The organism is Saccharothrix algeriensis, from assembly GCF_016907655.1.
Taxonomy (GTDB): Bacteria; Actinomycetota; Actinomycetes; order Mycobacteriales; family Pseudonocardiaceae; genus Actinosynnema; species Actinosynnema algeriense.
Window position 1 is genome coordinate 5,297,350 of record NZ_JAFBCL010000001.1, and the last position, 19,442, is coordinate 5,316,791.

Consider the following 19,442-nt stretch of genomic DNA (forward strand, 5'->3'; position numbering starts at 1 on the left):
GGGTTACCTCCCTTTGGCGGAGAACGGGCCGGATTCCGGGTCGGTCCGGTCCAATTGCATGGTCACCTGGTAGAGATCGCCCCGGTACCAGGACGTCATGTCCTCGACGGGCTGCCCAGCGGAGCTGGTCACCCGCCGGAACACGAGCAGCGGGCTGCCGGTTCTGACTCCCAGCAGCTTCGCGTTCTCCGGGTCGGCTCCCTCGGCCCAGACGGTCTGCTTGGCGTGGTCCAACTGCACCCCGTAGGTGTCGGCGAGCAGCGTGTACAGCGATCCGGTCAGGTCGTGCCGGTGCAGGCCGGGCACGATCCGGGGGTGGTACCAGCCGCGTTCGACGGCCAGCGGTACCCCGTCCGCCCTGCGCAGGCGGACGAGGCGACAAGCGGTTTCGTGCGGCGCCAGGCCGAGCGCGGTCGCCGCCGCGGGTGGCGGCGCCTCGTCGGCGCACCGGTGGACCTCGGTGGCGGGCGTGAGCCCGCGCCGGCGCATGTCGTCGGTGAAGGACTCCAGGTACAGCTGGACGTCCATCCGGCGACGGGCGGTGAAGGTGCCCCGTCCCTTGGCCCTGGTCAGCAAGCCCTCGCTGACCAGCTGCCCGACCGCGGCCCGGACGGTGATCCGGGACACCCGGTACTGCCGGGCCAGGTCGCGCTCGGACGGGATCGGCGAGCCGGGGGGCAGCTCCTGCTCGGCCATGCGCCGCAGGATGTCCCTGAGCTGGGCGTGCTTGGGCTTGGGCCCGTCGACGATCTCGTTGCGGTTCATGACACCTCCCCGTGCTCGCGCGGTCATGACCGGATTGGTACTTTCCGGTCTAGACCAGTTGGTGCGGGGAGGATGCTCCGCGTGCCAACCGGGTGTCAACCGCCGTTACGGGACCGTGGCCGAGCGGTGGCACCCTCAGTGCAGGTGTCGAGAGAGGACTCGTAGTGGCGGACAAGGCGGAGCAGATCCTCGCCGGGCTCGGCGGGGCGGACAACATCGTGGAGATCGAGCCCTGCATCACGCGCCTGCGCTGTGAGCTGGAGGACGGCGGCCTGGTGGACGAGAAGGCGCTCAAGGCGGCCGGCGCCCACGGCGTGATGCGGTCGGGCAACGTCGTGCAGGTCGTCGTCGGCCCCGAGGCCGACACCATCGCGAGCGACATCGAGGACCTGCTGTGACGTTGCGGGTGACCAGTCCGGTGGCCGGGCGCGTGGTGCCGCTCACCGACGTGCCGGACCCGGTGTTCGCCCAGGCGATGGTGGGCCCCGGCGTCGCCGTGGAGCCCGACCGGGTGGCCGGCGAGGCGGTGGCGCCGGTGGACGGCACGGTCGTGACGCTGCACCCGCACGCGTTCGTCGTGGCCACCGCCGACGGCGCCGCGGTCCTGGTGCACCTGGGCATCGACACCGTGCGGCGCAGGGGCGAGGGCTTCACCCTGCACGTGGTCAAGGGTGAGCAGGTGCGCGCGGGGCAGCCGGTCGTGACGTGGGACCCGGCCGAGGTCGAGGCGGCCGGGTTCGCCCCGATCTGCCCGGTCGTCGCGCTCGACGCCACCGCCGACGCCCTGGTCGACCAGGCCCCCGGCGGCCCGGTGGCCGCCGGGGACGCCCTGTTCTCCTGGCAGCGCTGACGGCTCGTCCCCGGGGGCGGGTCCGGCCGGGTGGACCACCCGGCCGGACCCGCCCCTGTCGTCGGGGCGGGCGGTCCGCCACCGTGGACCCGTGCTCGTCGCGCTGTCCGGCCTGGGCGCCGGGGTCCTCGGTTCGCGGTTGCTGCGCGCCCTGCCCCGCGGCGCGGACGTGCGGTGGCCGTGGTGCGCCGCGCCCACGGCCGCGCTGTGGTCCGCCGCGGCCCTGGTCAGCCCGCCGCGCTGGCTGCCGGTGCCGCTCCTGCTGGCGTGGCTGGGCGTGCTGCTCGCCGCTGCGGACCTCCGATGCGGGCGGCTGCCCGACGCGCTGACGCTGCCCGCCTACCCGGCGGTGGCGGTCGCGCTGTGGTCCGCCGGGGCCGACCCGGGGCGGGCGCTCGGCGGGTGCCTGGTCTTCCTGGCGGCGCACCTGGCCGTGCGCCGGCTGCGCCGCTCGGCCCTGGGCGGCGGCGACGTGAAGCTGTCCGGGGCGCTGGGCGCGGTCCTGGGAGCGGTGTCGTGGCAGGCGTTGCCGGTGGCCGCGGCGGTGGCGAGCGCGATCACGCTGGTCGTGGCGGTGCGGTGGCCGGCGGACGGGCTGCCGCACGGGCCGGGCCTGGTCGGTGCGACCTGGCTGACATCGGTGTGGGGGCCGTGGTGAGGCTGTGGAAGGATTCGGCGCGTGCTGCGCTGGATCACCGCTGGGGAGTCCCACGGACCGGCCCTGGTCGCCGTGCTGGAAGGCATGGTAGCCGGGGTGGAGGTCACCACTGCCGACCTGACCGTCCACTTGGAACGCCGACGGCTCGGGTTCGGGCGCAGCCCCCGCATGGGGTTCGAGGCCGACGAGGTCGAGATCCTCGGTGGCGTGCGCCACGGCCTGACCCAGGGCGGCCCGATCGCCGTGCGGATCGGCAACACCGAGTGGCCCAAGTGGGAGAAGGTGATGTCCGCCGACCCCGTCGACCCGGCCGAGCTCAAGCCCACCGGCCGCAACGAGGCGCTGACCAGGCCCCGGCCCGGCCACGCCGACCTGCCCGGGATGCAGAAGTTCGGGTTCGACGAGGCGCGGCCGGTGCTGGAGCGGGCCAGCGCGCGGGAGACCGCCGCCCGCACCGCGCTGGGCACGGTGGCCCGGCAGTTCCTCAAGCAGGTCTTCGACGCCGACGTGGTCAGCCACGTGGTGTCCATCGGCCGGGCGCGGACGCCGGACGACGCGGCGACGCCCGGTCCCGGCGACCTGGCGGCGGTGGACGCGAGCCCGGTGCGGGCGTTCGACCCGCGCGGCACCGAGGCGATGGTCGCCGAGGTGGAGGCGGTCAAGGAGGCCGGCGACACGGTCGGCGGCGTGATCGAGGTCATCGCCTACGGCCTGCCGCCCGGCCTCGGGTCGCACGTGCACTGGGACCGGCGGCTGGACGCGCGGCTCGCGGGCGCGCTGATGGGCGTGCAGGCGATGAAGGGCGTGGAGGTCGGCGACGGCTTCACCACCGCCGAGCGGTGGGGCAGCCAGGCGCACGACGAGATCGACCGCGGCCCCGGGCCGAAGGGCGTGACGCGCCGCTCCAACCGGGCCGGCGGCCTGGAGGGCGGCATCACCAACGGCGAGCCGCTGCGGGTGCGGGTCGCGATGAAGCCCATCTCGACCGTCCCGCGCGCACTGTCCACCGTGGACGTCCGGACCGGTGAGCCGGCCGTGGCGATCCACCAGAGGTCGGACGTCTGCGCCGTGCCGCGGGCGGGCGTGGTGCTGGAGTCGGTGGTGGCGCTGGTGCTCGCGGAGGCGGCGCTGGAGAAGTTCGGCGGCGACTCGATCACCGAGACCAAGCGCAACGTGGCGTCGTACCTGGCGGCGCTGGAAGCCCGCTGGGAGGGGCGGTGAGCCCGAGGCTGGTCGTCCTCGGCCCGCCCGGAGCGGGCAAGACGACGGTCGGGCAGCTGCTCGCCGAGCGCCTGGGGGTGTCCTTCCGGGACACCGACGAGGACGTGGTGACCGCGACGGGCCGGGCCATCTCGGACATCTTCACCACCGACGGCGAGCCGGCGTTCCGGGCGCTGGAGGAGGACGCGGTGGCCGCGGGCCTGGCCGAGCACGACGGCGTGCTGGCGCTGGGCGGCGGCGCGGTGCTGTCCGCCGCGACGCGCGAGCGCCTGGCCGGGCACGCCGTGGTGTTCCTCAACGTCGGCACGGCCGAGGGCGTGCGGCGCACCGGCCTGTCCACCGCGCGGCCCCTGCTGGCCGGGGTGAACCCGCGCTCGACGTTCAAGGCGCTGCTCGACGCCCGCCTGCCGCTGTACCGGGAGGTCGCGACCGTCGAGGTGGTCACCGACGACCTGGAGCCCGAGCAGGTGGTCGACGCCGTGCTCGCCCGCTGGCGGCCCTCGGCGGGGTGAGCGCCGCCGCCCGTCGGCGGGGCGTGCGCGCGCCCGGGGCGGCCGTGGTCGAATGAGGTCGGTGACCGACGGAGGGGAGTGGTGATGGGCGAGCCGGTGCGGATCCGCGTGGCCGCGGAACGACCGTACGACGTGGTGGTGGGCCGCGGCCTGCTGGGCGACCTGGTCGAGGCCCTGCGGGGCACGGACAAGGCGGCGATCGTCCACACGCCCACGCTCGCCGAGACCGCCGAGGCGGTCCGCGAGGAGCTGGCGGCGGCCGGTGTCGACGCGCACCGCGTCGAGGTGCCCGACGCCGAGGACGGCAAGGACCTGCGGGTCGCCGGGTACTGCTGGACCGTGTTCGGGCAGATCGGGCTGGGCCGCCGGGACGTCGTGGTCGGCCTCGGCGGGGGAGCGGTGACCGACCTGGCCGGGTTCGTCGCGTCCACCTGGATGCGCGGCGTGCGCCTGGTGCACGTGCCGACCACGCTGCTGGGCATGGTGGACGCGGCGATCGGCGGCAAGACCGGCATCAACACCGACGCGGGCAAGAACCTGGTCGGCACCTTCTACGAGCCCGACGCCGTGCTGGTCGACCTGGCCACCCTGGAGACCCTGCCGCGCAACGAGCTGGTCGCGGGCATGGCGGAGGTCGTCAAGGGCGGCTTCATCGCCGACCCGGTGATCCTGGACCTGATCGAGGACGACCCGGAGCGCGCCCTGGACCCGACCGGCGACGTGCTGGAGGAGCTGGTCCGGCGCAAGATCCGGGTCAAGGCGGACGTGGTGTCCGCCGACCTGCGCGAGTCCGACCTGCGCGAGGTCCTCAACTACGGCCACACCCTCGGCCACGCCATCGAGCGCCGCGAGCGCTACCGCTGGCGGCACGGCGCGGCGGTCAGCGTCGGCCTGGTGTTCGCCGCCGAGCTGGCCCGCCTGGCCGGCCGGCTGGACGACGAGACCGCCGACCGGCACCGCCGCGTGCTCACCGCGCTGGGCCTGCCCACCCGCTACGACCCGGACGCGCTGCCCCAGCTGCTGGAGGGGATGCGGTCGGACAAGAAGAACCGCTCCGGCGTGCTGCGCTTCGTGGTGCTCGACGGGCCGGCCAAGCCCGGTCGCCTGGAGGGCCCGGACCCGTCGCTCATCGCCGCCGCGTACTCCGCGGTGGCCGCGGACGCGACGTCCGGCGGGAGCGTGCTGCTGTGAGGGTGCTCGTCCTCAACGGCCCGAACCTCGGCCGGCTCGGCACCCGCGAACCGGACGTCTACGGCCGCACCACCTACGCCGACCTGGTCGCCCTGTGCGAGGCGACCGGCCGCGAGCTGGGCGCGGAGGTGGAGGTCCGGCAGACCGACTCCGAGGGCGAGATGCTCGGGTGGCTGCACCGGGCGGCCGACGACGGGATCCCGGTCGTGCTCAACGCCGGCGCGTGGACGCACAGCTCGATCGCCGTGCGCGACGCGTGCGCCCAGCTCACCGCGCCCCTGGTGGAGGTGCACATCTCCAACGTGCACAAGCGGGAGCCGTTCCGCCACCACAGCTACCTGTCCGACGTGGCGGCGGGCGTGATCGTGGGCCTCGGCGTCCAGGGCTACGCCCTCGCGATCCGCTGGCTGACCACCGGGGGATGACGCACGGCCCCCTGCACCACGTGGAGCTGTGGGTGTCCGACCCGGCCTGCGCGGAGCACGGCCGGGTGGGCTACTTCACCGCACCGTGTGCCTGACGAACACCGACCGTCTCCAAGCCAGGCGGACAACCCCCGAGAAGAGGATTTCCGTCCCTCACCCGTCCGAGTGAGCCGCTCTCTACACTGGACCGGAACCGGCCGTGGCCTCGCGCCCCCGGTGTCGACCGCCGTTCGGAAGTGGAGACCATGGCCGGCCCGACGAGGCTCCTCGGATCCGCCCTCGCCTTAGCCGTGCTGGCGGCGTGCGCGCCCGGCATCGCCGAACCGGTGCCCGCGCCCGGCACCTCGACCGCGCCGTCCGCGACCGCGCCCGCACCCGCCGCCGCGAGCCGCAGGCCACCGCCGCCGGTCGCCACCGACCGGGCCCGGCGCAGCCCCGGTGTCGTCGCCGCCGGCCCGCAGGCCCCGTACAACTACGGCCCGGCGGTGCTGGCCGAGGGCGGCCGGCTGCGCATGTGGTGGTGCAGCCAGCTCGGTTCCGCCGACCCGCCCGGCGACGACCTGCTCCACGCCGAGAGCGCCGGCACCGCCGGCCCGTTCACCGCGCCCGACGGCAGCTCCGGGCAGCCCGTGCTGTCCGGCAGCGCGACCGGCTTCGACGGGATGCACGTCTGCGACCCGTCGGTGCTCAAGGTCGGCGGCAGGTACTACCTGTACTACACCGGCGCGGCGGGCGACCACGCGCACGGCAACGCGATCGGCGTCGCGAGCAGCCCGGACGGCGTCCGCTGGACCCGCGAGGCGGGCGGGCGGCCGATCGTCAGCCCCTCCTACGACACCACCCGCGACAACACCTATGGCGCGGGCCAGCCGTCGGTGCTCTTCGTCGACGGCTGGTTCTACCTGATGTTCACCGACACCACCGGCCGGGCCGCCGGCTGGAACGGCGCGGGCCAGTTCGTGCTGCGCGCCAAGGACCCGACGTTCCTCAACCACGTGGAAGCCCTGGGCGAGCGGGGGTTCGAGCCGGTCGCCGACACGCGCCGGCCCCGCACCCGCTCGGTGGTCGACGCGTTCAGCGCCGACTGGATGTACGTGGCCGCGCTGAGGGCCTTCGCCATCGCCCATGAGACCGAGCAGGGCACCACGGTGACCTTCTGGGACCACGACTTCACCGCCAACCCGATCCCGGCGGTGACCATCCCCGGCCCCTGGCGCGAGGGGCCCGGCCTGGTCCGCACCCCGGAGGGCCACGCGCCGATCTCCCCCGAGGACCCGTGCGGGCGCGTCCCGCTGGACGTCGTGCGCGCCACCGTCGACGGGGCCGCCGCGGCGCCCACCGACCTGTCCCACTTCGGCCTGGACCTGGTGAACGCGCCCGGCTGCGGGTCCGGGCAGGCCGCCCGCGTGCTCGACGGCTTCGCCGTGCCGTCCCCGGAGAACACCGTCGACCTGGTCGTGGGCGGCGAGGTCGTCCGGGTCGAGCGCCGCTCGGTGGCCGACCGCCTGGCCACCCGGGTCCTGGACCACCGCCCGCCCGCCGTGGACGCGCTGCCGCCGGCCGCCCGGCTCCCGGCCGGCGCGCAGGCCGTCCGCGCCCCGGACGGCAGGCTGGGCCTGGTGCTGGACGGCCGGCTGTGGCCGGTGGGCGACCGGGAGGCGGCTCAGGAGGTGGTGACGCTGAACTCCTCGCCGGTCGTCCCGGTCTCCCAGCAGACCTGGGACGGCTACGAGCAGGGTGGCGACCTGCGCCGCTGAGCGGCCACCCCGCCCGCGCGGGCCCCGCCCGCTCGGGGCGGGGCAGCGCGCCGGGGTCGTGCGCGCTCGCCGCCCCGGCCCCGACCGGGGCCCCGGCGTGCGGCGGCCCCGGCCGGGGCCGCCGGCCGCGCACGTGGCCCGCCTCGAACGCCCGCTGTGCCCCTTCCTACCGGCCTTTAGGCTGCGGGCTATGCCGTACGCACCTCGCCGCGCCGCACTGCGCGCCACGCTCCGGGACCGGGAGCTGGACGCGCTGCTGGTGACCGACCTGCTCAACGTCCGCTACCTCACCGGGTTCACCGGGTCCAACGCCGCGCTGCTGGTCTCCGCCGAGTCCGACGAGGCCACCGCCTTCTGCACCGACGGCCGCTACCTGACCCAGGCCGCGCACCAGGTGCCGGACCTGGAGCGGGTCGTCGACCGGCCCTGCGACGTGGCGCTGGCGCGGCGGGCGGCCGGGGCGGGGCTGGGGCGGGTCGGGTACGAGAGCCACCACGTCACCGTGGAGGGCCTCGACACCCTCGCCGAGGCCGCCGAGCGGGTCGAGCTGGCCCGCGCGCCCGGGTTGGTCGAGCAGCTGCGGCTGGTCAAGGACGAGGCCGAGGTCGAGGCGCTGCGCATGGCGTGCGCGGCGGCGGACCGGGCGCTGGCGGGCCTGGTCGAGCACGGCGGCCTGCGCCCCGGCCGGACGGAGCGGGAGATCGCGCGCGAGCTGGAGGGCCGGATGCTCGACCACGGCGCGGCGGGGCCCGGCTTCGACAGCATCGTCGCGACCGGCGCCAACTCGGCCGTCCCGCACCACCGGCCGACCGACGCCGTGGTGCGCGCCGGCGACTTCGTCAAGCTCGACTTCGGCGCGCTGGTCGACGGCTACCACTCCGACATGACCCGCACGCTGGTCGTCGGCCCGCCCGCCGACTGGCAGCGGGAGCTGTACGAGCTGGTCGCGGCGGCGCAGGCGGCCGGGCGCGCGGCGCTGGCGCCCGGCGCGGAGGTGGCCGCCGTGGACGCGGCGGCCCGGGACGTGATCGAGGGCGCGGGCTTCGGCGAGCACTTCGTGCACGGCCTCGGGCACGGCGTCGGCCTCCAGATCCACGAGGCTCCGGCGCTGTCCAAGGCGGGTGCCGGTACACTTCTGCCCGGTATGGCGGTCACGGTCGAGCCCGGGGTGTACCTCGCCGGGAGGGGCGGTGTCCGCATCGAGGACACCCTGGTGGTGCGCGACGGCGCCCCGGAGCTCCTCACCCTGACCACGAAAGAGCTAGTGGTCGTCTGACGCCCGAACACCCGGCGGACGCCCGCGCACACGTAACAGGAGAGCCCACCCCGTGGCCACCACCAACGACCTGAAGAACGGCCTGGTGCTGAACCTCGACGGCCAGCTGTGGACCGTCACCGCGTTCCAGCACGTCAAGCCGGGCAAGGGCGGCGCCTTCGTGCGCACCACGCTGAAGCACGTCCTGTCCGGCAAGGTCGTGGACAAGACCTTCAACGCGGGCACCAAGGTCGAGACGGCCACCGTGGACAAGCGGGGCATGACCTACCTGTACCGGGACGGCTCGGACTTCGTCTTCATGGACGGCGACACCTACGACCAGATCGGCATCCCGGCCGAGACGGTCGGCGACGCGGCGAACTACATGCTGGAGAACCAGGAGGCGATCGTCGCCGTCCACGAGGGCGTCGCGCTCTACGTGGAGCTGCCGACCAGCGTCGAGCTGGTCATCCAGCACACCGACCCGGGCCTGCAGGGCGACCGCAGCACCGGCGGCACCAAGCCCGCGACGCTGGAGACCGGCGCCGAGATCCAGGTGCCGCTGTTCGTGACGACCGGCGAGAAGATCAAGGTCGACACCCGCGACGGCCGGTACCTCGGCCGGGTCAACGGCTGACGTGGGAGCGCGCAGCAAGGCCCGGAAACGGGCGGTGGACGTCCTCTACGAGGCCGACCTGCGGGGCGTCGACGCGGTGACCCTGCTCGCCGAGCGGGTGGGCTCGCCGGACGTCCCGCCGATCAACGACTACACGGTCGCCCTGGTGGAGGGCGTCACCGCGCACCGCCCGCGGATCGACGACCTGATCTCGGAGCACGCCGAGGGCTGGACGCTCCAGCGGATGCCGGGCGTGGACCGGGCGGTGCTGCGCGTGGGCCTCTACGAGCTGCTGTGGGCCGCCGACGTGCCCGACGCGGTCGCCATCGACGAGGCCGTGGAGCTGGCGAAGCAGCTGTCCACGGACGACTCGCCGCGGTTCGTCAACGGCGTGCTGGGCCGCATCGCCGTCATCGCCGACCAGTTGCGGGCCGTCCTGTAGCCGGTCGGCCGGGCAGGCTCGGACGACCGGCGACCGGCGACCGGCGACCGGCGACCGGCGTGTTCGGACGACCGCAGCCCGGCGTGCCCGGACGAGCAGCGCCCGGCGGCTCCGGGCGTCGTCGCGCGTGCCCGGGGCGGTCGGGCGCCGTCGACCGGCGCTGCCCGGTCGGGCAGCGCCGAGCGTGGCGCCCAGCACCCGACGACCGGCGTGCCCGGGTGCGCGCCGAAGAGCGCGCGCGGCACCCGCCCGGCTCGCCGGGCGGCCGGCGGCCCGACCGGGCGCGCGGCCGTCGCACGACCCGGACCCGACCGGTGGGCCGCTCCTCGCGCGAGGAGCGGCCCACCGCGTCTCAGTCCTCCTTGGCCGGACGGGCCTCGGGGGGCAGCACACCCCAGTCGATGAGCTGCTCGGTCAGCTCGCCCGGCGTCATGTCGTAGATGATCGCGAGCGAGCGCAGGTCCTCGGTGCGGATCGAGAGGACCTTGCCGTTGTAGTCGCCGCGCTGGCTCTGGATGGTGGCCGCGTAGCGCGCGAGCGGCCCCACCTTCTCGGCGGGCAGCTGCTGGAGCCGCTCCAGGTTGATCACGATCTTCGTGGCCGGCTCGGCGCCGGAGGGCACGCGGCCCTCGGGCAGCAGTTCCGCGACCGGCACGCCGTAGAAGTCGGCCAGCTCGGCGAGCTTCTGCACGGTCACGGCGCGGTCGCCGCGCTCGTACGAGCCGACGACCACGGCCTTCCAGCGACCGCCGGACTTCTGCTCGACGCCGTGCAAGGACAGGCCCTGCTGCTGGCGGATCGCGCGGAGCTTGGCCCCCAGCGCCTTGGCGTAGTCGCCCATGTGGCGGTTCTCCGTTCATTCGCCCCGTCAGCCGGTAGGGGACTGGCGCGGGGAGGCTTAGATCAATACGCAGAGTAATGATTGCTCTCCGTGGTCACCAGGTCAAGCTGATCTCGCCGGCCCAGGTGGGCGAGACCACGTGGACCACCCGGAAGATTGACCGGGAAAGCCTGATACCGTGCTGGTCAGCCCGGTCGCAGCCGGGCGTCCGACGTCCTTTAAGGACCCGTCCAGCGAGGCGGGGAAGGAGGTCCAACCGTGGCGCCACGTCAACGTGGCGCGACGGACCCGGCCGGGGAGCGCGAGCTCCTCTCGGCCGGCGACGTCGCGCGCACCGTCGCCCGAATGGCCCATCAGATCATCGAGAAGACCGCTCTCGATGCACCCAGCGCACCCGAAGTAGTCCTGATGGGGATTCCGACCCGGGGCGCGCCGCTCGCTCGGCGACTGGCCGCGAGGATCCACGAGTTCAGCGGTGTGGCGGTACCCGCGGGCACCCTGGACGTGACGCTGTACCGGGACGACCTGCGCCGCGGCCCCACCCGGCCGCTGGAGGCCACCGAGCTGCCCGACGGCGGGATCGACGACCGCCTGGTGGTGCTGGTGGACGACGTCCTGTTCTCCGGCCGCACGATCCGCGCCGCCCTGGACGCCCTGCGCGACCACGGCCGCCCGCGCGCCGTGCAGCTCGCGGTGCTGGTCGACCGGGGCCACCGCGAGCTGCCGATCCGCGCCGACTACGTGGGCAAGAACGTCCCCACCGCCCGGTCCGAGGAGGTCCACGTGCTGCTGGCGGAGTTCGACCAGCGCGACGGGGTGGTGCTGCGGTGAAGCACCTGCTGACGACCGAGGGCATCGACCCGGCCGCGGCCACCGCCGTCCTGGACACGGCGGCGAGCCTCAAGCAGTCCCTGGAGGGCCGCGAGGTGCGCAAGCTGCCCACCCTGCGCGGCCGGACCGTGGTCACGGTGTTCTACGAGAACTCCACCCGGACCCGGGTGAGCTTCGAGATCGCCGGCAAGTGGATGAGCGCGGACGTGGTGAACGTCTCGTCCGCCGGCTCCAGCGTCGGCAAGGGCGAGTCGCTGCGCGACACCGCGCTGACCCTGGCCGCCGCCGGCGCGGACTGCGTCGTCGTCCGGCACCCGGCCTCCGGCGCGGCGCACCGGCTGGCGGGCTGGCTGGCCGGCACCGGCACGTCGGTCGTCAACGCCGGCGACGGGACGCACGAGCACCCCACGCAGGCCCTGCTGGACGCGGCCACGCTGCGGGAGCGCCTCGGCGACCTGCGGGACCGCCGCATCGCGATCGTCGGCGACGTCCTGCACAGCCGGGTGGCCCGCTCCAACGTCCACCTGCTCACCGCGCTCGGCGCGGACGTGACGTTGGTCGCACCGCCCACCCTGCTGCCCGCGGGCGTGGCGAACTGGCCGGTCACCGTCTCGCACGAGCTGGACGCCGAGCTGCCCGGCCTGGACGCCGTGATGGTGCTGCGAGTGCAGGCGGAGCGGATGCACGGGGCCTTCTTCCCCTCCGCCCGCGAGTACTCGATCGCCTACGGGCTCGGCGAGAACCGCCTGCGGCTGCTGCCCGAGCACGCCGTCGTGCTGCACCCCGGCCCGATGCTGCGCGGCATGGAGATCGCGTCGTCGGTCGCCGACTCGCCCCGCGCCGCCATCACCGACCAGGTGCGCAACGGCGTCCACGTGCGCATGGCCGTCCTCTACCACCTGCTTGCCCACGAGGAGGAAACCGCGTGAACCCCTTGGTCCTCAAGGGCGTGCGACCGTACGGCGAGGGCGACCCGACCGACGTGCTGGTCCGCGACGGCGTGATCGCCGCCATCGGGGCCACCGCCGCCGACGGCGCGGCCGGCGCCGAGACCGTCGAGGGCGGCGGCGCGGTCCTCCTGCCCGGCTTCGTCGACCTGCACACCCACCTGCGCGAACCCGGTCGCGAGGACACCGAGACCATCGCCACCGGCTCCGCCGCCGCCGCGCTGGGCGGCTACACGGCGGTCTTCGCCATGGCCAACACCGACCCGGTCGCCGACAACGCCGTGGTCGTCGAGCACGTGGCCCGCCGCGGCCGGGAGGTCGGCCTGGTCGACGTCCACCCGGTCGGCGCGGTGACCGTCGGCCTGGCGGGCGAGCGGCTGGCCGAGCTGGGCGCCATGGCCAGGGCCGGCGTCCGGGTCTTCTCCGACGACGGCCACTGCGTGCACGACCCGCTGCTCATGCGCCGCGCCCTGGAGTACTCCAAGGCGCTGGACGCGGTCGTCGCGCAGCACGCCGAGGAGCCCCGCCTCACCGCCGGCGCGCAGGCGCACGAGGGCGAGCACGCGGCCCGCCTGGGCCTGCAGGGCTGGCCCGCCGCCGCCGAGGAGGCGATCGTGGCCCGCGACTGCCTGCTGGCCGCCCAGGTGGGCGCCCGGCTGCACGTCTGCCACGTCTCCACCGCCGGCGCCGCCGACGTGCTGGCCTGGGCGAAGGCGCGCGGCACGCAGGTCTCCGCCGAGGTCACGCCGCACCACCTGCTGCTGACCGACGACCGCCTGGCGACCTACGACCCGGTCAACAAGGTCAACCCGCCGCTGCGCACCGCCCGCGACGTCGAGCGGCTGCGACAGGCCCTCGCGGACGGCGTCATCGACTGCGTGGCCACCGACCACGCGCCGCACGCCGTGCAGGACAAGGACTGCGAGTGGTCCGCCGCGCGGCCCGGGATGCTGGGCCTGCAGACCGCGCTGCCGGTCGTCGTCGAGACCATGGTCCGGACGGGCCTGCTCGACTGGCGCGGGGTGGCGCGGGTGCTCAGCGAGCGCCCCGCCGCGATCGCCGGGCTGCCCGACCAGGGCCGGCCCGTCGAGGTCGGCGAGCCCGCCAACCTGGTCCTGGTGGACCCGGGCGCCCGGTGGGTCGTGCGCGGCGCGGAGCTGGCCAGCATCGCGGCGAACACGCCGTTCGAGGGCATGGAGCTGACCGGCCGCGTCGTCGCCACGGTGCTGCGCGGGCGCGTGACCGCGGCCGGCGGGAGGATCGCCGCATGACCCGCGTGCTGCTGTCGGTCCTGGTGCTGGCCGTGTTCGCGCTGTGCGTGTACGGCATGTGGCGGGGGTGGCGCGGTCGCGCCCGCCGCCAGGCCGGGAGCCTGCCCGCCTTCCCGCGGCCACCGGCCGAGCCGGGCGCGGCGAAGCTGGAGGCGACCGGCGTCTACGTGGGCACGACGATCGGCGACGACTGGCAGGACCGGGTCGCCGTCGGCGACATCGGCCACCGCGCCGAGGCCGTGCTGAGGCTGACCGACCGCGGCGTCCTGGTGGAGCGCACCGGGGCGACCGCGCTGTGGATACCGCTGGAGGACGTGGTGGACGCCCGCACCGCGCGCGGCCTGGCGGGCAAGGTGATGACCGCGGACGGCCTGCTGGTGCTGCGCTGGCGGCTGGCCGGGCAGACCTTCGACACCGGGTTCCGCGGCGACGACAAGGACGTGTACGAGCAGTGGGTGCGAGCGCTGGGAGGCGACCGATGACGAACGCGGCTCTGGTCCTGGAGGACGGCCGGGTCTTCCGCGGCGAGGCATACGGCGCGCTCGGCGCGAGCCTGGGCGAGGTCGTCTTCTCGACCGGCATGACCGGCTACCAGGAGACCCTGACCGACCCCTCCTACCACCGGCAGATCGTGGTGCAGACCGCGCCGCAGATCGGCAACACCGGCTGGAACGACGAGGACGACGAGTCCTCCCGCATCTGGGTCGCCGGCTACGTGGTGCGCGACCCGGCGCGGACGCCGTCCAACTGGCGCTCCGCCCGCGGCCTGGACGAGGAGCTGGAGCGCCAGGGCGTCGTCGGCATCGCGGGCGTCGACACCCGGATGCTGACCCGCCACCTGCGCGAGCGGGGCGCGATGCGCGCGGGCGTGTTCTCCGGCGACGAGCTGGGCGACACCGGGGAGATGCTGGAGCGGGTGCGCAGCGCCCCCGGCATGGCGGGCGCGGACCTGGCGGGCGACGTCACCACGGCCGAGCGCTACGTCGTCGACGCCGTCGGCGAGCGCCGGTTCCGCGTGGCCGCGCTGGACCTGGGCATCAAGACCAACACGCCGCGCATGATGGCCGCGCGCGGCATCGAGGTGCACGTCCTGCCGGTGACCTCCTCGCTGGCCGAGGTCGAGGCGCTGACCCCGGACGGGGTGTTCCTGTCCAACGGGCCGGGCGACCCGGCCACCCAGGCGCACGCGGTCGAGCTGACCCGCGGCGTGCTCGACCGGCGGATCCCGCTGTTCGGCATCTGCTTCGGCAACCAGATCCTGGGCCGCGCGCTGGGCCGCGAGACCTACAAGATGCGCTACGGCCACCGGGGCATCAACATCCCGGTCATCGACGTGGCGACCGGCAAGGTGGCCATCACCTCGCAGAACCACGGCTTCGCCCTGGCGGGCGAGCCGGGCGAGGAGTTCGGCTCCGACTTCGGCCGGGTCCAGCTGAGCCACTACTGCCCGAACGACGGCACCGTGGAGGGCGTGCGCGCCTTGGACGTGCCGGCGTTCAGCGTCCAGTACCACCCGGAGGCGGCGGCCGGCCCGCACGACGCCGCACCGCTGTTCGACGAGTTCTGCAACCTGATGTCCGGCTCCGCCGGCGGACCGACGATGGGCGGGGAGCGCTGATGCCGAAGAGGACCGATCTCAAGCACGTGCTGGTCATCGGCTCCGGCCCGATCGTCATCGGTCAGGCTTGCGAGTTCGACTACTCCGGCACCCAGGCGTGCCGGGTGCTGCGCGAGGAGGGCCTGCGGGTCAGCCTCGTCAACTCCAACCCGGCCACGATCATGACCGACCCGGAGTTCGCCGACGCCACCTACGTCGAGCCGATCACCCCGGAGTTCGTGGAGAAGGTGATCGCCGCCGAGCGGCCCGACGCGATCCTCGCGACCCTGGGCGGCCAGACGGCGCTGAACACCGCGATCGCGCTGCACGAGCGCGGCGTGCTGGAGAAGTACGACGTCGAGCTGATCGGCGCGGACGTCGACGCCATCCAGCGCGGCGAGGACCGGCAGATCTTCAAGGACCTGGTGCGCGGCCTCGGCGCGGAGGTGCCGCGCAGCGCGGTGTGCCGGACCATGGACGAGGTCCGCGCCACCGTCGCCGAGCTGGGCCTGCCGGTGGTGATCCGGCCGTCGTTCACCATGGGCGGCCTGGGCTCGGGCATGGCGCACACCGCCGACGAGCTGGAGCGGCTGGCCGCCAGCGGCCTCGCGGAGTCCCCGGTCACCGAGGTGCTGATCGAGGAGAGCGTGCTCGGCTGGAAGGAGTACGAGCTGGAGCTGATGCGCGACCGCAACGACAACGTCGTGGTCGTGTGCTCCATCGAGAACATCGACCCGATGGGCGTGCACACCGGCGACTCGGTGACCGTCGCGCCCGCGATGACCCTGACCGACCGCGAGTACCAGCACATGCGCGACGTGGGCATCGCGGTCATCCGCGAGGTCGGCGTCGACACCGGCGGCTGCAACATCCAGTTCGCGATCAACCCGGGCACCGGGCGCATGGTCGTCATCGAGATGAACCCGCGCGTGTCGCGCTCCTCGGCGCTGGCGTCCAAGGCGACCGGCTTCCCGATCGCCAAGATCGCCGCGAAGCTGGCCATCGGCTACACGCTGGACGAGATCCGCAACGACATCACCGGCGAGACCCCGGCGAGCTTCGAGCCGACGCTGGACTACGTCGTGGTCAAGGTGCCGCGGTTCGCGTTCGAGAAGTTCCCCGGCGCCGACCGGACGCTGACCACGACGATGAAGTCCGTCGGCGAGGCCATGTCCATCGGCCGCAGCTTCATCGAGGCGCTGGGCAAGGCGCTGCGCTCGATGGAGACCAAGGCCGCCGGGTTCTGGACCACGCCGGACCCCGACGAGTCGCTGGACGAGGTGCTGGCGGCGCTGCGCACGGGCCACGACGGGCGGCTCTACGCGGTGGACCGGGCGCTGCGGCTGGGCGCGACCGTCGAGCAGGTGCACGAGGCGTCGGGCATCGACCCGTGGTTCGTCGAGCAGCTGGCCTGGCTGGTCGACCTGCGCGCGGAGATCGAGCGGGCGCCGGTGCTCGACGCGCGGCTGCTGCGCAAGGCCAAGCGCGCCGGGCTCTCCGACCGCCAGGTCGCCGGGCTGCGGGGCGAGCTGGCGGGCGAGGACGGCGTGCGGGCGCTGCGGCACCGCCTGGGCGTGCGGCCGGTCTACAAGACCGTCGACACCTGCGCGGCCGAGTTCGCCGCCCGGACGCCCTACCACTACTCGGCCTACGAGCTGGACCCGGACGCCGAGACCGAGGTGACCGAGCAGCGCGACCGGCCCAAGGTGCTGATCCTGGGCTCGGGGCCGAACCGGATCGGGCAGGGCATCGAGTTCGACTACTCGTGCGTGCACGCCGCCATGGCGCTGCGGGCCGCCGGGTACGAGACGGTGATGGTCAACTGCAACCCGGAGACGGTGTCGACCGACTACGACACCTCCGACCGCCTGTACTTCGAGCCGCTGACGTTCGAGGACGTGCTGGAGGTGTTCCACTCCGAGCAGCGCTCGGGCACCGTCGCGGGCGTGATCGTGCAGCTGGGCGGGCAGACCCCGCTGGGCCTGGCGCAGCGGCTGGCGGACGCGGGCGTGCCGGTCGTGGGCACCCCGCCGCACGCCATCCACCTCGCCGAGGACCGCGGCGCGTTCGGCCGGGTGCTGACCGAGGCGGGCCTGCCCGCGCCCAAGTACGGCACGGCGACGTCGTTCGAGCAGGCCAAGGCCATCGCCGACGAGATCGGCTACCCGGTGCTGGTGCGGCCCTCCTACGTGCTGGGCGGGCGCGGCATGGAGATCGTCTACGACGAGGAGTCGCTGCGCGGCTACATCCAGCGCGCCACCGAGGTCAGCCCGGAGCACCCGGTGCTGGTCGACCGGTTCCTCGACGACGCCATCGAGATCGACGTCGACGCGCTGTTCGACGGCGAGGAGGTGTTCATCGGCGGTGTGATGGAGCACATCGAGGAGGCCGGCGTGCACTCCGGCGACTCGGCGTGCGCGCTGCCCCCCATCACGCTGGGCGAGACCGACGTCGACAACGTGCGCCGGTCCACGCTGGCCATCGCGCGCGGCATCGGCGTCCGCGGCCTGCTCAACGTCCAGTACGCGCTCAAGGACGACGTGCTGTACGTGCTGGAGGCCAACCCGCGCGCGTCGCGGACCGTGCCGTTCGTGTCCAAGGCGACGGCCGTGCCGCTGGCCAAGGCCGCCGCGCGGATCATGCTCGGCGCGAGCGTCGCGCAGCTGCGCGCCGAGCGGATGCTGCCCGCGTCCGGCGACGGCGCGAAGCTGCCGCCGCACGCCCCGGTCGCGGTCAAGGAGGCCGTGCTGCCCTTCCACCGGTTCCGCACGCCGGAGGGCAAGGGCGTGGACTCGCTGCTCGGGCCGGAGATGAAGTCCACCGGCGAGGTGATGGGCATCGACGTGTCCTTCGGCACGGCCTTCGCCAAGTCCCAGACCGCGTCCTACGGCTCGCTGCCCACCTCGGGCCGGGTGTTCGTGTCGGTCGCCAACCGGGACAAGCGGGCCATGATCTTCCCGGTCAAGCGGCTCGCCGACCTGGGCTTCGAGGTGCTCGCGACGGCGGGCACGGCCGAGGTGCTGCGCCGCAACGGCATCCCGTGCACGGTGGTGCGCAAGCACTCCGAGGGCGAGCGCAACGTGGTGGACGCCATCCTCGACGGCGGCGTCGACATGATCATCAACACGCCGTACGGCAACAACGGCCCGCGCGTGGACGGCTACGAGATCCGCACGGCGGCGGTGGCCAGGGACATCCCGTGCGTCACGACGATCCAGGGCGCGGCGGCGGCCGTGCACGGCATCGAGGCGGTCATCCGGGGCGACATCGGCGTGCGGCCCCTGCAGGCCCTCCAGGCGGCCCTGCGCGCCGGGGAGCCGCCCGCCGGGGGGAGCGACGCGTGAGGTTCGGACAACGGCTGGCGGCGGCCGTCGCCGAGCACGGCCCGCTGTGCGTGGGCATCGACCCCCACCCGGCGCTGCTGGACGCCTGGGGGCTGCCCCGGGACGTCTCCGGGCTGGAGCGGTTCGCCCTGACCTGCGTGGAGGCGTTCGGCGGCCACGTGGCCGCGGTGAAGCCCCAGGCGGCGTTCTTCGAGGCGCACGGGTCGAGGGGCGTGGCCGTCCTGGAGCGCGTCGTCGCCGACCTGCGGGGCAGCGGCACGCTGGTCCTGGTGGACGCCAAGCGCGGCGACATCGGCTCCACCATGGCCGCCTACGCGGCGGCGTACCTCACCGAGGGCTCGCCGCTCGCCGGCGACGCCGTCACGCTCTCGCCGTACCTCGGTTTCGGGTCGCTCGACCCGGCGCTGGAAGCGGCGCGCGCGAGCGGGCGCGGCGTATTCGTGTTGGCGTTGACTTCAAATCCCGAGGGGTCCTCGGTGCAGCGCGCGGTCGGTTCCGACGGCCGTTCCGTGGCCCAGTCGATCATCGACGAGGCGGCCCGCCGCAACGCCGGCGCGGACCCCCTCGGCGATGTCGGCCTGGTCGTCGGGGCGACCGTCGGCGACCTCGGCGTCGACCTGTCCCACCTGCGCGGACCCGTCCTGGCCCCCGGTTTCGGGGCCCAGGGCGCGACCGCGGCGGACCTGCGCGCGGTGTTCGGCCGGGAGCTGCCCGGGGTGCTGCCGACCAGCTCGCGGGACGTGCTGCGGCACGGTCCCGGTTCCGCGGCCCTGCGGTCCGCCGCGGCCTCCGCCCGGGACTCGCTGGCCCTGTGACCACGATCAAATCGCGACACGCTTTGGCTGGTCCGCTCACCTGCGCAAACGCCGCCTGGTACGGTCCTGGCACCGACGGGATCATCCCCCATCGAGCGCATACC

At 74.4% G+C, this 19,442-nt stretch carries 20 protein-coding genes; 18 read left to right on the forward strand and 2 right to left on the reverse strand.

All coding sequences use genetic code 11. The features are described 5' to 3' along the window. Positions 1-3: 3 nt before the first annotated feature. Positions 4-765 (reverse strand): GntR family transcriptional regulator, encoded by a 762-nt coding sequence (locus JOE68_RS24255; RefSeq protein ID WP_204844578.1) that lies wholly within the window; start codon positions 763-765, stop codon positions 4-6. A gap of 164 nt (positions 766-929) precedes the next feature. Here JOE68_RS24255 and JOE68_RS24260 point away from each other — a divergent pair, with 164 nt between their 5' ends. The 11 genes from JOE68_RS24260 (at position 930) to nusB (ending at position 9,692) form a co-directional block, all read left to right on the forward strand. After that, the gene (locus tag JOE68_RS24260) at positions 930-1,163 is read left to right on the forward strand and encodes a PTS sugar transporter subunit IIB (RefSeq protein ID WP_204844579.1); all 234 of its coding nucleotides are present in this window, start codon (positions 930-932) and stop codon (positions 1,161-1,163) included. Then, on the forward strand, positions 1,160-1,615 hold the full coding sequence (locus JOE68_RS24265) for a PTS sugar transporter subunit IIA (RefSeq protein WP_204844580.1): 456 nt from the start codon (positions 1,160-1,162) through the stop codon (positions 1,613-1,615). The genes JOE68_RS24260 and JOE68_RS24265 overlap by 4 nt, the downstream gene beginning before the upstream one ends. Positions 1,616-1,706: 91 nt before the next feature. After that, a complete protein-coding gene (locus JOE68_RS24270) occupies positions 1,707-2,273 on the forward strand; it encodes a prepilin peptidase (protein ID WP_204844581.1) in 567 nt (188 codons plus the stop codon). A 21-nt stretch (positions 2,274-2,294) separates the two neighbouring features. After that, a complete protein-coding gene (gene aroC / locus JOE68_RS24275; protein WP_204844582.1) occupies positions 2,295-3,494 on the forward strand; it encodes a chorismate synthase in 1,200 nt (399 codons plus the stop codon). Next, on the forward strand, positions 3,491-4,006 hold the full coding sequence (locus JOE68_RS24280; protein WP_204844583.1) for a shikimate kinase: 516 nt from the start codon (positions 3,491-3,493) through the stop codon (positions 4,004-4,006). Before aroC ends, JOE68_RS24280 begins: the two co-directional genes overlap by 4 nt. 84 nt (positions 4,007-4,090) lie before the next feature. After that, entirely contained in the window at positions 4,091-5,197 is a 1,107-nt protein-coding gene (gene aroB, locus JOE68_RS24285) for a 3-dehydroquinate synthase (RefSeq protein ID WP_204844584.1), read from the forward strand. Further along, a complete protein-coding gene (gene aroQ / locus JOE68_RS24290) occupies positions 5,194-5,622 on the forward strand; it encodes a type II 3-dehydroquinate dehydratase (protein ID WP_204844585.1) in 429 nt (142 codons plus the stop codon). Before aroB ends, aroQ begins: the two co-directional genes overlap by 4 nt. 245 nt (positions 5,623-5,867) lie before the next feature. After that, on the forward strand, positions 5,868-7,379 hold the full coding sequence (locus JOE68_RS24295) for a glycoside hydrolase family protein (protein WP_204844586.1): 1,512 nt from the start codon (positions 5,868-5,870) through the stop codon (positions 7,377-7,379). A gap of 190 nt (positions 7,380-7,569) precedes the next feature. Continuing rightward, complete coding sequence (locus JOE68_RS24300; RefSeq protein ID WP_204844587.1) at positions 7,570-8,655, forward strand: M24 family metallopeptidase; 1,086 nt, start codon at positions 7,570-7,572, stop codon at positions 8,653-8,655. Positions 8,656-8,707: 52 nt separating this feature from the next. Then, the gene (gene efp, locus JOE68_RS24305) at positions 8,708-9,271 is read left to right on the forward strand and encodes an elongation factor P (protein WP_204844588.1); all 564 of its coding nucleotides are present in this window, start codon (positions 8,708-8,710) and stop codon (positions 9,269-9,271) included. A gap of 1 nt (position 9,272) precedes the next feature. Beyond that, positions 9,273-9,692 carry a transcription antitermination factor NusB gene (gene nusB, locus JOE68_RS24310; RefSeq protein ID WP_204844589.1) on the forward strand — a complete coding sequence of 140 codons (420 nt, stop codon included), beginning with the start codon at positions 9,273-9,275 and terminating at the stop codon, positions 9,690-9,692. A 352-nt stretch (positions 9,693-10,044) separates the two neighbouring features. On the opposite strand, the gene bldD is transcribed toward nusB, so the two are convergent. Then, a complete protein-coding gene (gene bldD, locus JOE68_RS24315; RefSeq protein WP_015103676.1) occupies positions 10,045-10,533 on the reverse strand; it encodes a transcriptional regulator BldD in 489 nt (162 codons plus the stop codon). A gap of 258 nt (positions 10,534-10,791) precedes the next feature. Here bldD and pyrR point away from each other — a divergent pair, with 258 nt between their 5' ends. Genes pyrR through pyrF form a run of 7 tightly spaced genes read left to right on the forward strand, consistent with a single transcriptional unit; the run spans position 10,792 to position 19,338 of the window. Further along, entirely contained in the window at positions 10,792-11,364 is a 573-nt protein-coding gene (gene pyrR / locus JOE68_RS24320) for a bifunctional pyr operon transcriptional regulator/uracil phosphoribosyltransferase PyrR (protein ID WP_204844590.1), read from the forward strand. Continuing rightward, positions 11,361-12,293: an aspartate carbamoyltransferase catalytic subunit gene (locus tag JOE68_RS24325; RefSeq protein ID WP_204844591.1), complete on the forward strand. Its 933-nt coding sequence runs from the start codon at positions 11,361-11,363 to the stop codon at positions 12,291-12,293. The genes pyrR and JOE68_RS24325 overlap by 4 nt, the downstream gene beginning before the upstream one ends. Further along, complete coding sequence (locus JOE68_RS24330) at positions 12,290-13,582, forward strand: dihydroorotase (RefSeq protein WP_204844592.1); 1,293 nt, start codon at positions 12,290-12,292, stop codon at positions 13,580-13,582. Before JOE68_RS24325 ends, JOE68_RS24330 begins: the two co-directional genes overlap by 4 nt. Further along, positions 13,579-14,064: a PH-like domain-containing protein gene (locus tag JOE68_RS24335; protein WP_204844593.1), complete on the forward strand. Its 486-nt coding sequence runs from the start codon at positions 13,579-13,581 to the stop codon at positions 14,062-14,064. The genes JOE68_RS24330 and JOE68_RS24335 overlap by 4 nt, the downstream gene beginning before the upstream one ends. After that, positions 14,061-15,200, forward strand: coding sequence for a glutamine-hydrolyzing carbamoyl-phosphate synthase small subunit (gene carA, locus JOE68_RS24340; RefSeq protein ID WP_204844594.1), 1,140 nt, complete (start codon positions 14,061-14,063; stop codon positions 15,198-15,200). The genes JOE68_RS24335 and carA overlap by 4 nt, the downstream gene beginning before the upstream one ends. Further along, a complete protein-coding gene (gene carB / locus JOE68_RS24345; RefSeq protein ID WP_204844595.1) occupies positions 15,200-18,523 on the forward strand; it encodes a carbamoyl-phosphate synthase large subunit in 3,324 nt (1,107 codons plus the stop codon). The genes carA and carB overlap by 1 nt, the downstream gene beginning before the upstream one ends. Then, positions 18,520-19,338 carry an orotidine-5'-phosphate decarboxylase gene (gene pyrF / locus JOE68_RS24350; RefSeq protein WP_204844596.1) on the forward strand — a complete coding sequence of 273 codons (819 nt, stop codon included), beginning with the start codon at positions 18,520-18,522 and terminating at the stop codon, positions 19,336-19,338. The genes carB and pyrF overlap by 4 nt, the downstream gene beginning before the upstream one ends. Positions 19,339-19,442 lie beyond the last annotated feature (104 nt).

Excerpts from the sequence above, each read along its gene's own strand:
- carA (WP_204844594.1), top strand. The coding sequence starts at position 14,061 with ATGACGAACGCGGCTCTGGTCCTGGAGGACGGCCGGGTCTTCCGCGGC.
- JOE68_RS24295 (WP_204844586.1), top strand. The coding sequence starts at position 5,868 with ATGGCCGGCCCGACGAGGCTCCTCGGATCCGCCCTCGCCTTAGCCGTG.
- JOE68_RS24300 (WP_204844587.1), top strand. The coding sequence starts at position 7,570 with ATGCCGTACGCACCTCGCCGCGCCGCACTGCGCGCCACGCTCCGGGAC.
- aroB (WP_204844584.1), top strand. The coding sequence starts at position 4,091 with ATGGGCGAGCCGGTGCGGATCCGCGTGGCCGCGGAACGACCGTACGAC.
- carB (WP_204844595.1), top strand. The coding sequence starts at position 15,200 with ATGCCGAAGAGGACCGATCTCAAGCACGTGCTGGTCATCGGCTCCGGC.
- bldD (WP_015103676.1), bottom strand. The coding sequence starts at position 10,533 with ATGGGCGACTACGCCAAGGCGCTGGGGGCCAAGCTCCGCGCGATCCGC.
- JOE68_RS24335 (WP_204844593.1), top strand. The coding sequence starts at position 13,579 with ATGACCCGCGTGCTGCTGTCGGTCCTGGTGCTGGCCGTGTTCGCGCTG.
- JOE68_RS24255 (WP_204844578.1), bottom strand. The coding sequence starts at position 765 with ATGAACCGCAACGAGATCGTCGACGGGCCCAAGCCCAAGCACGCCCAG.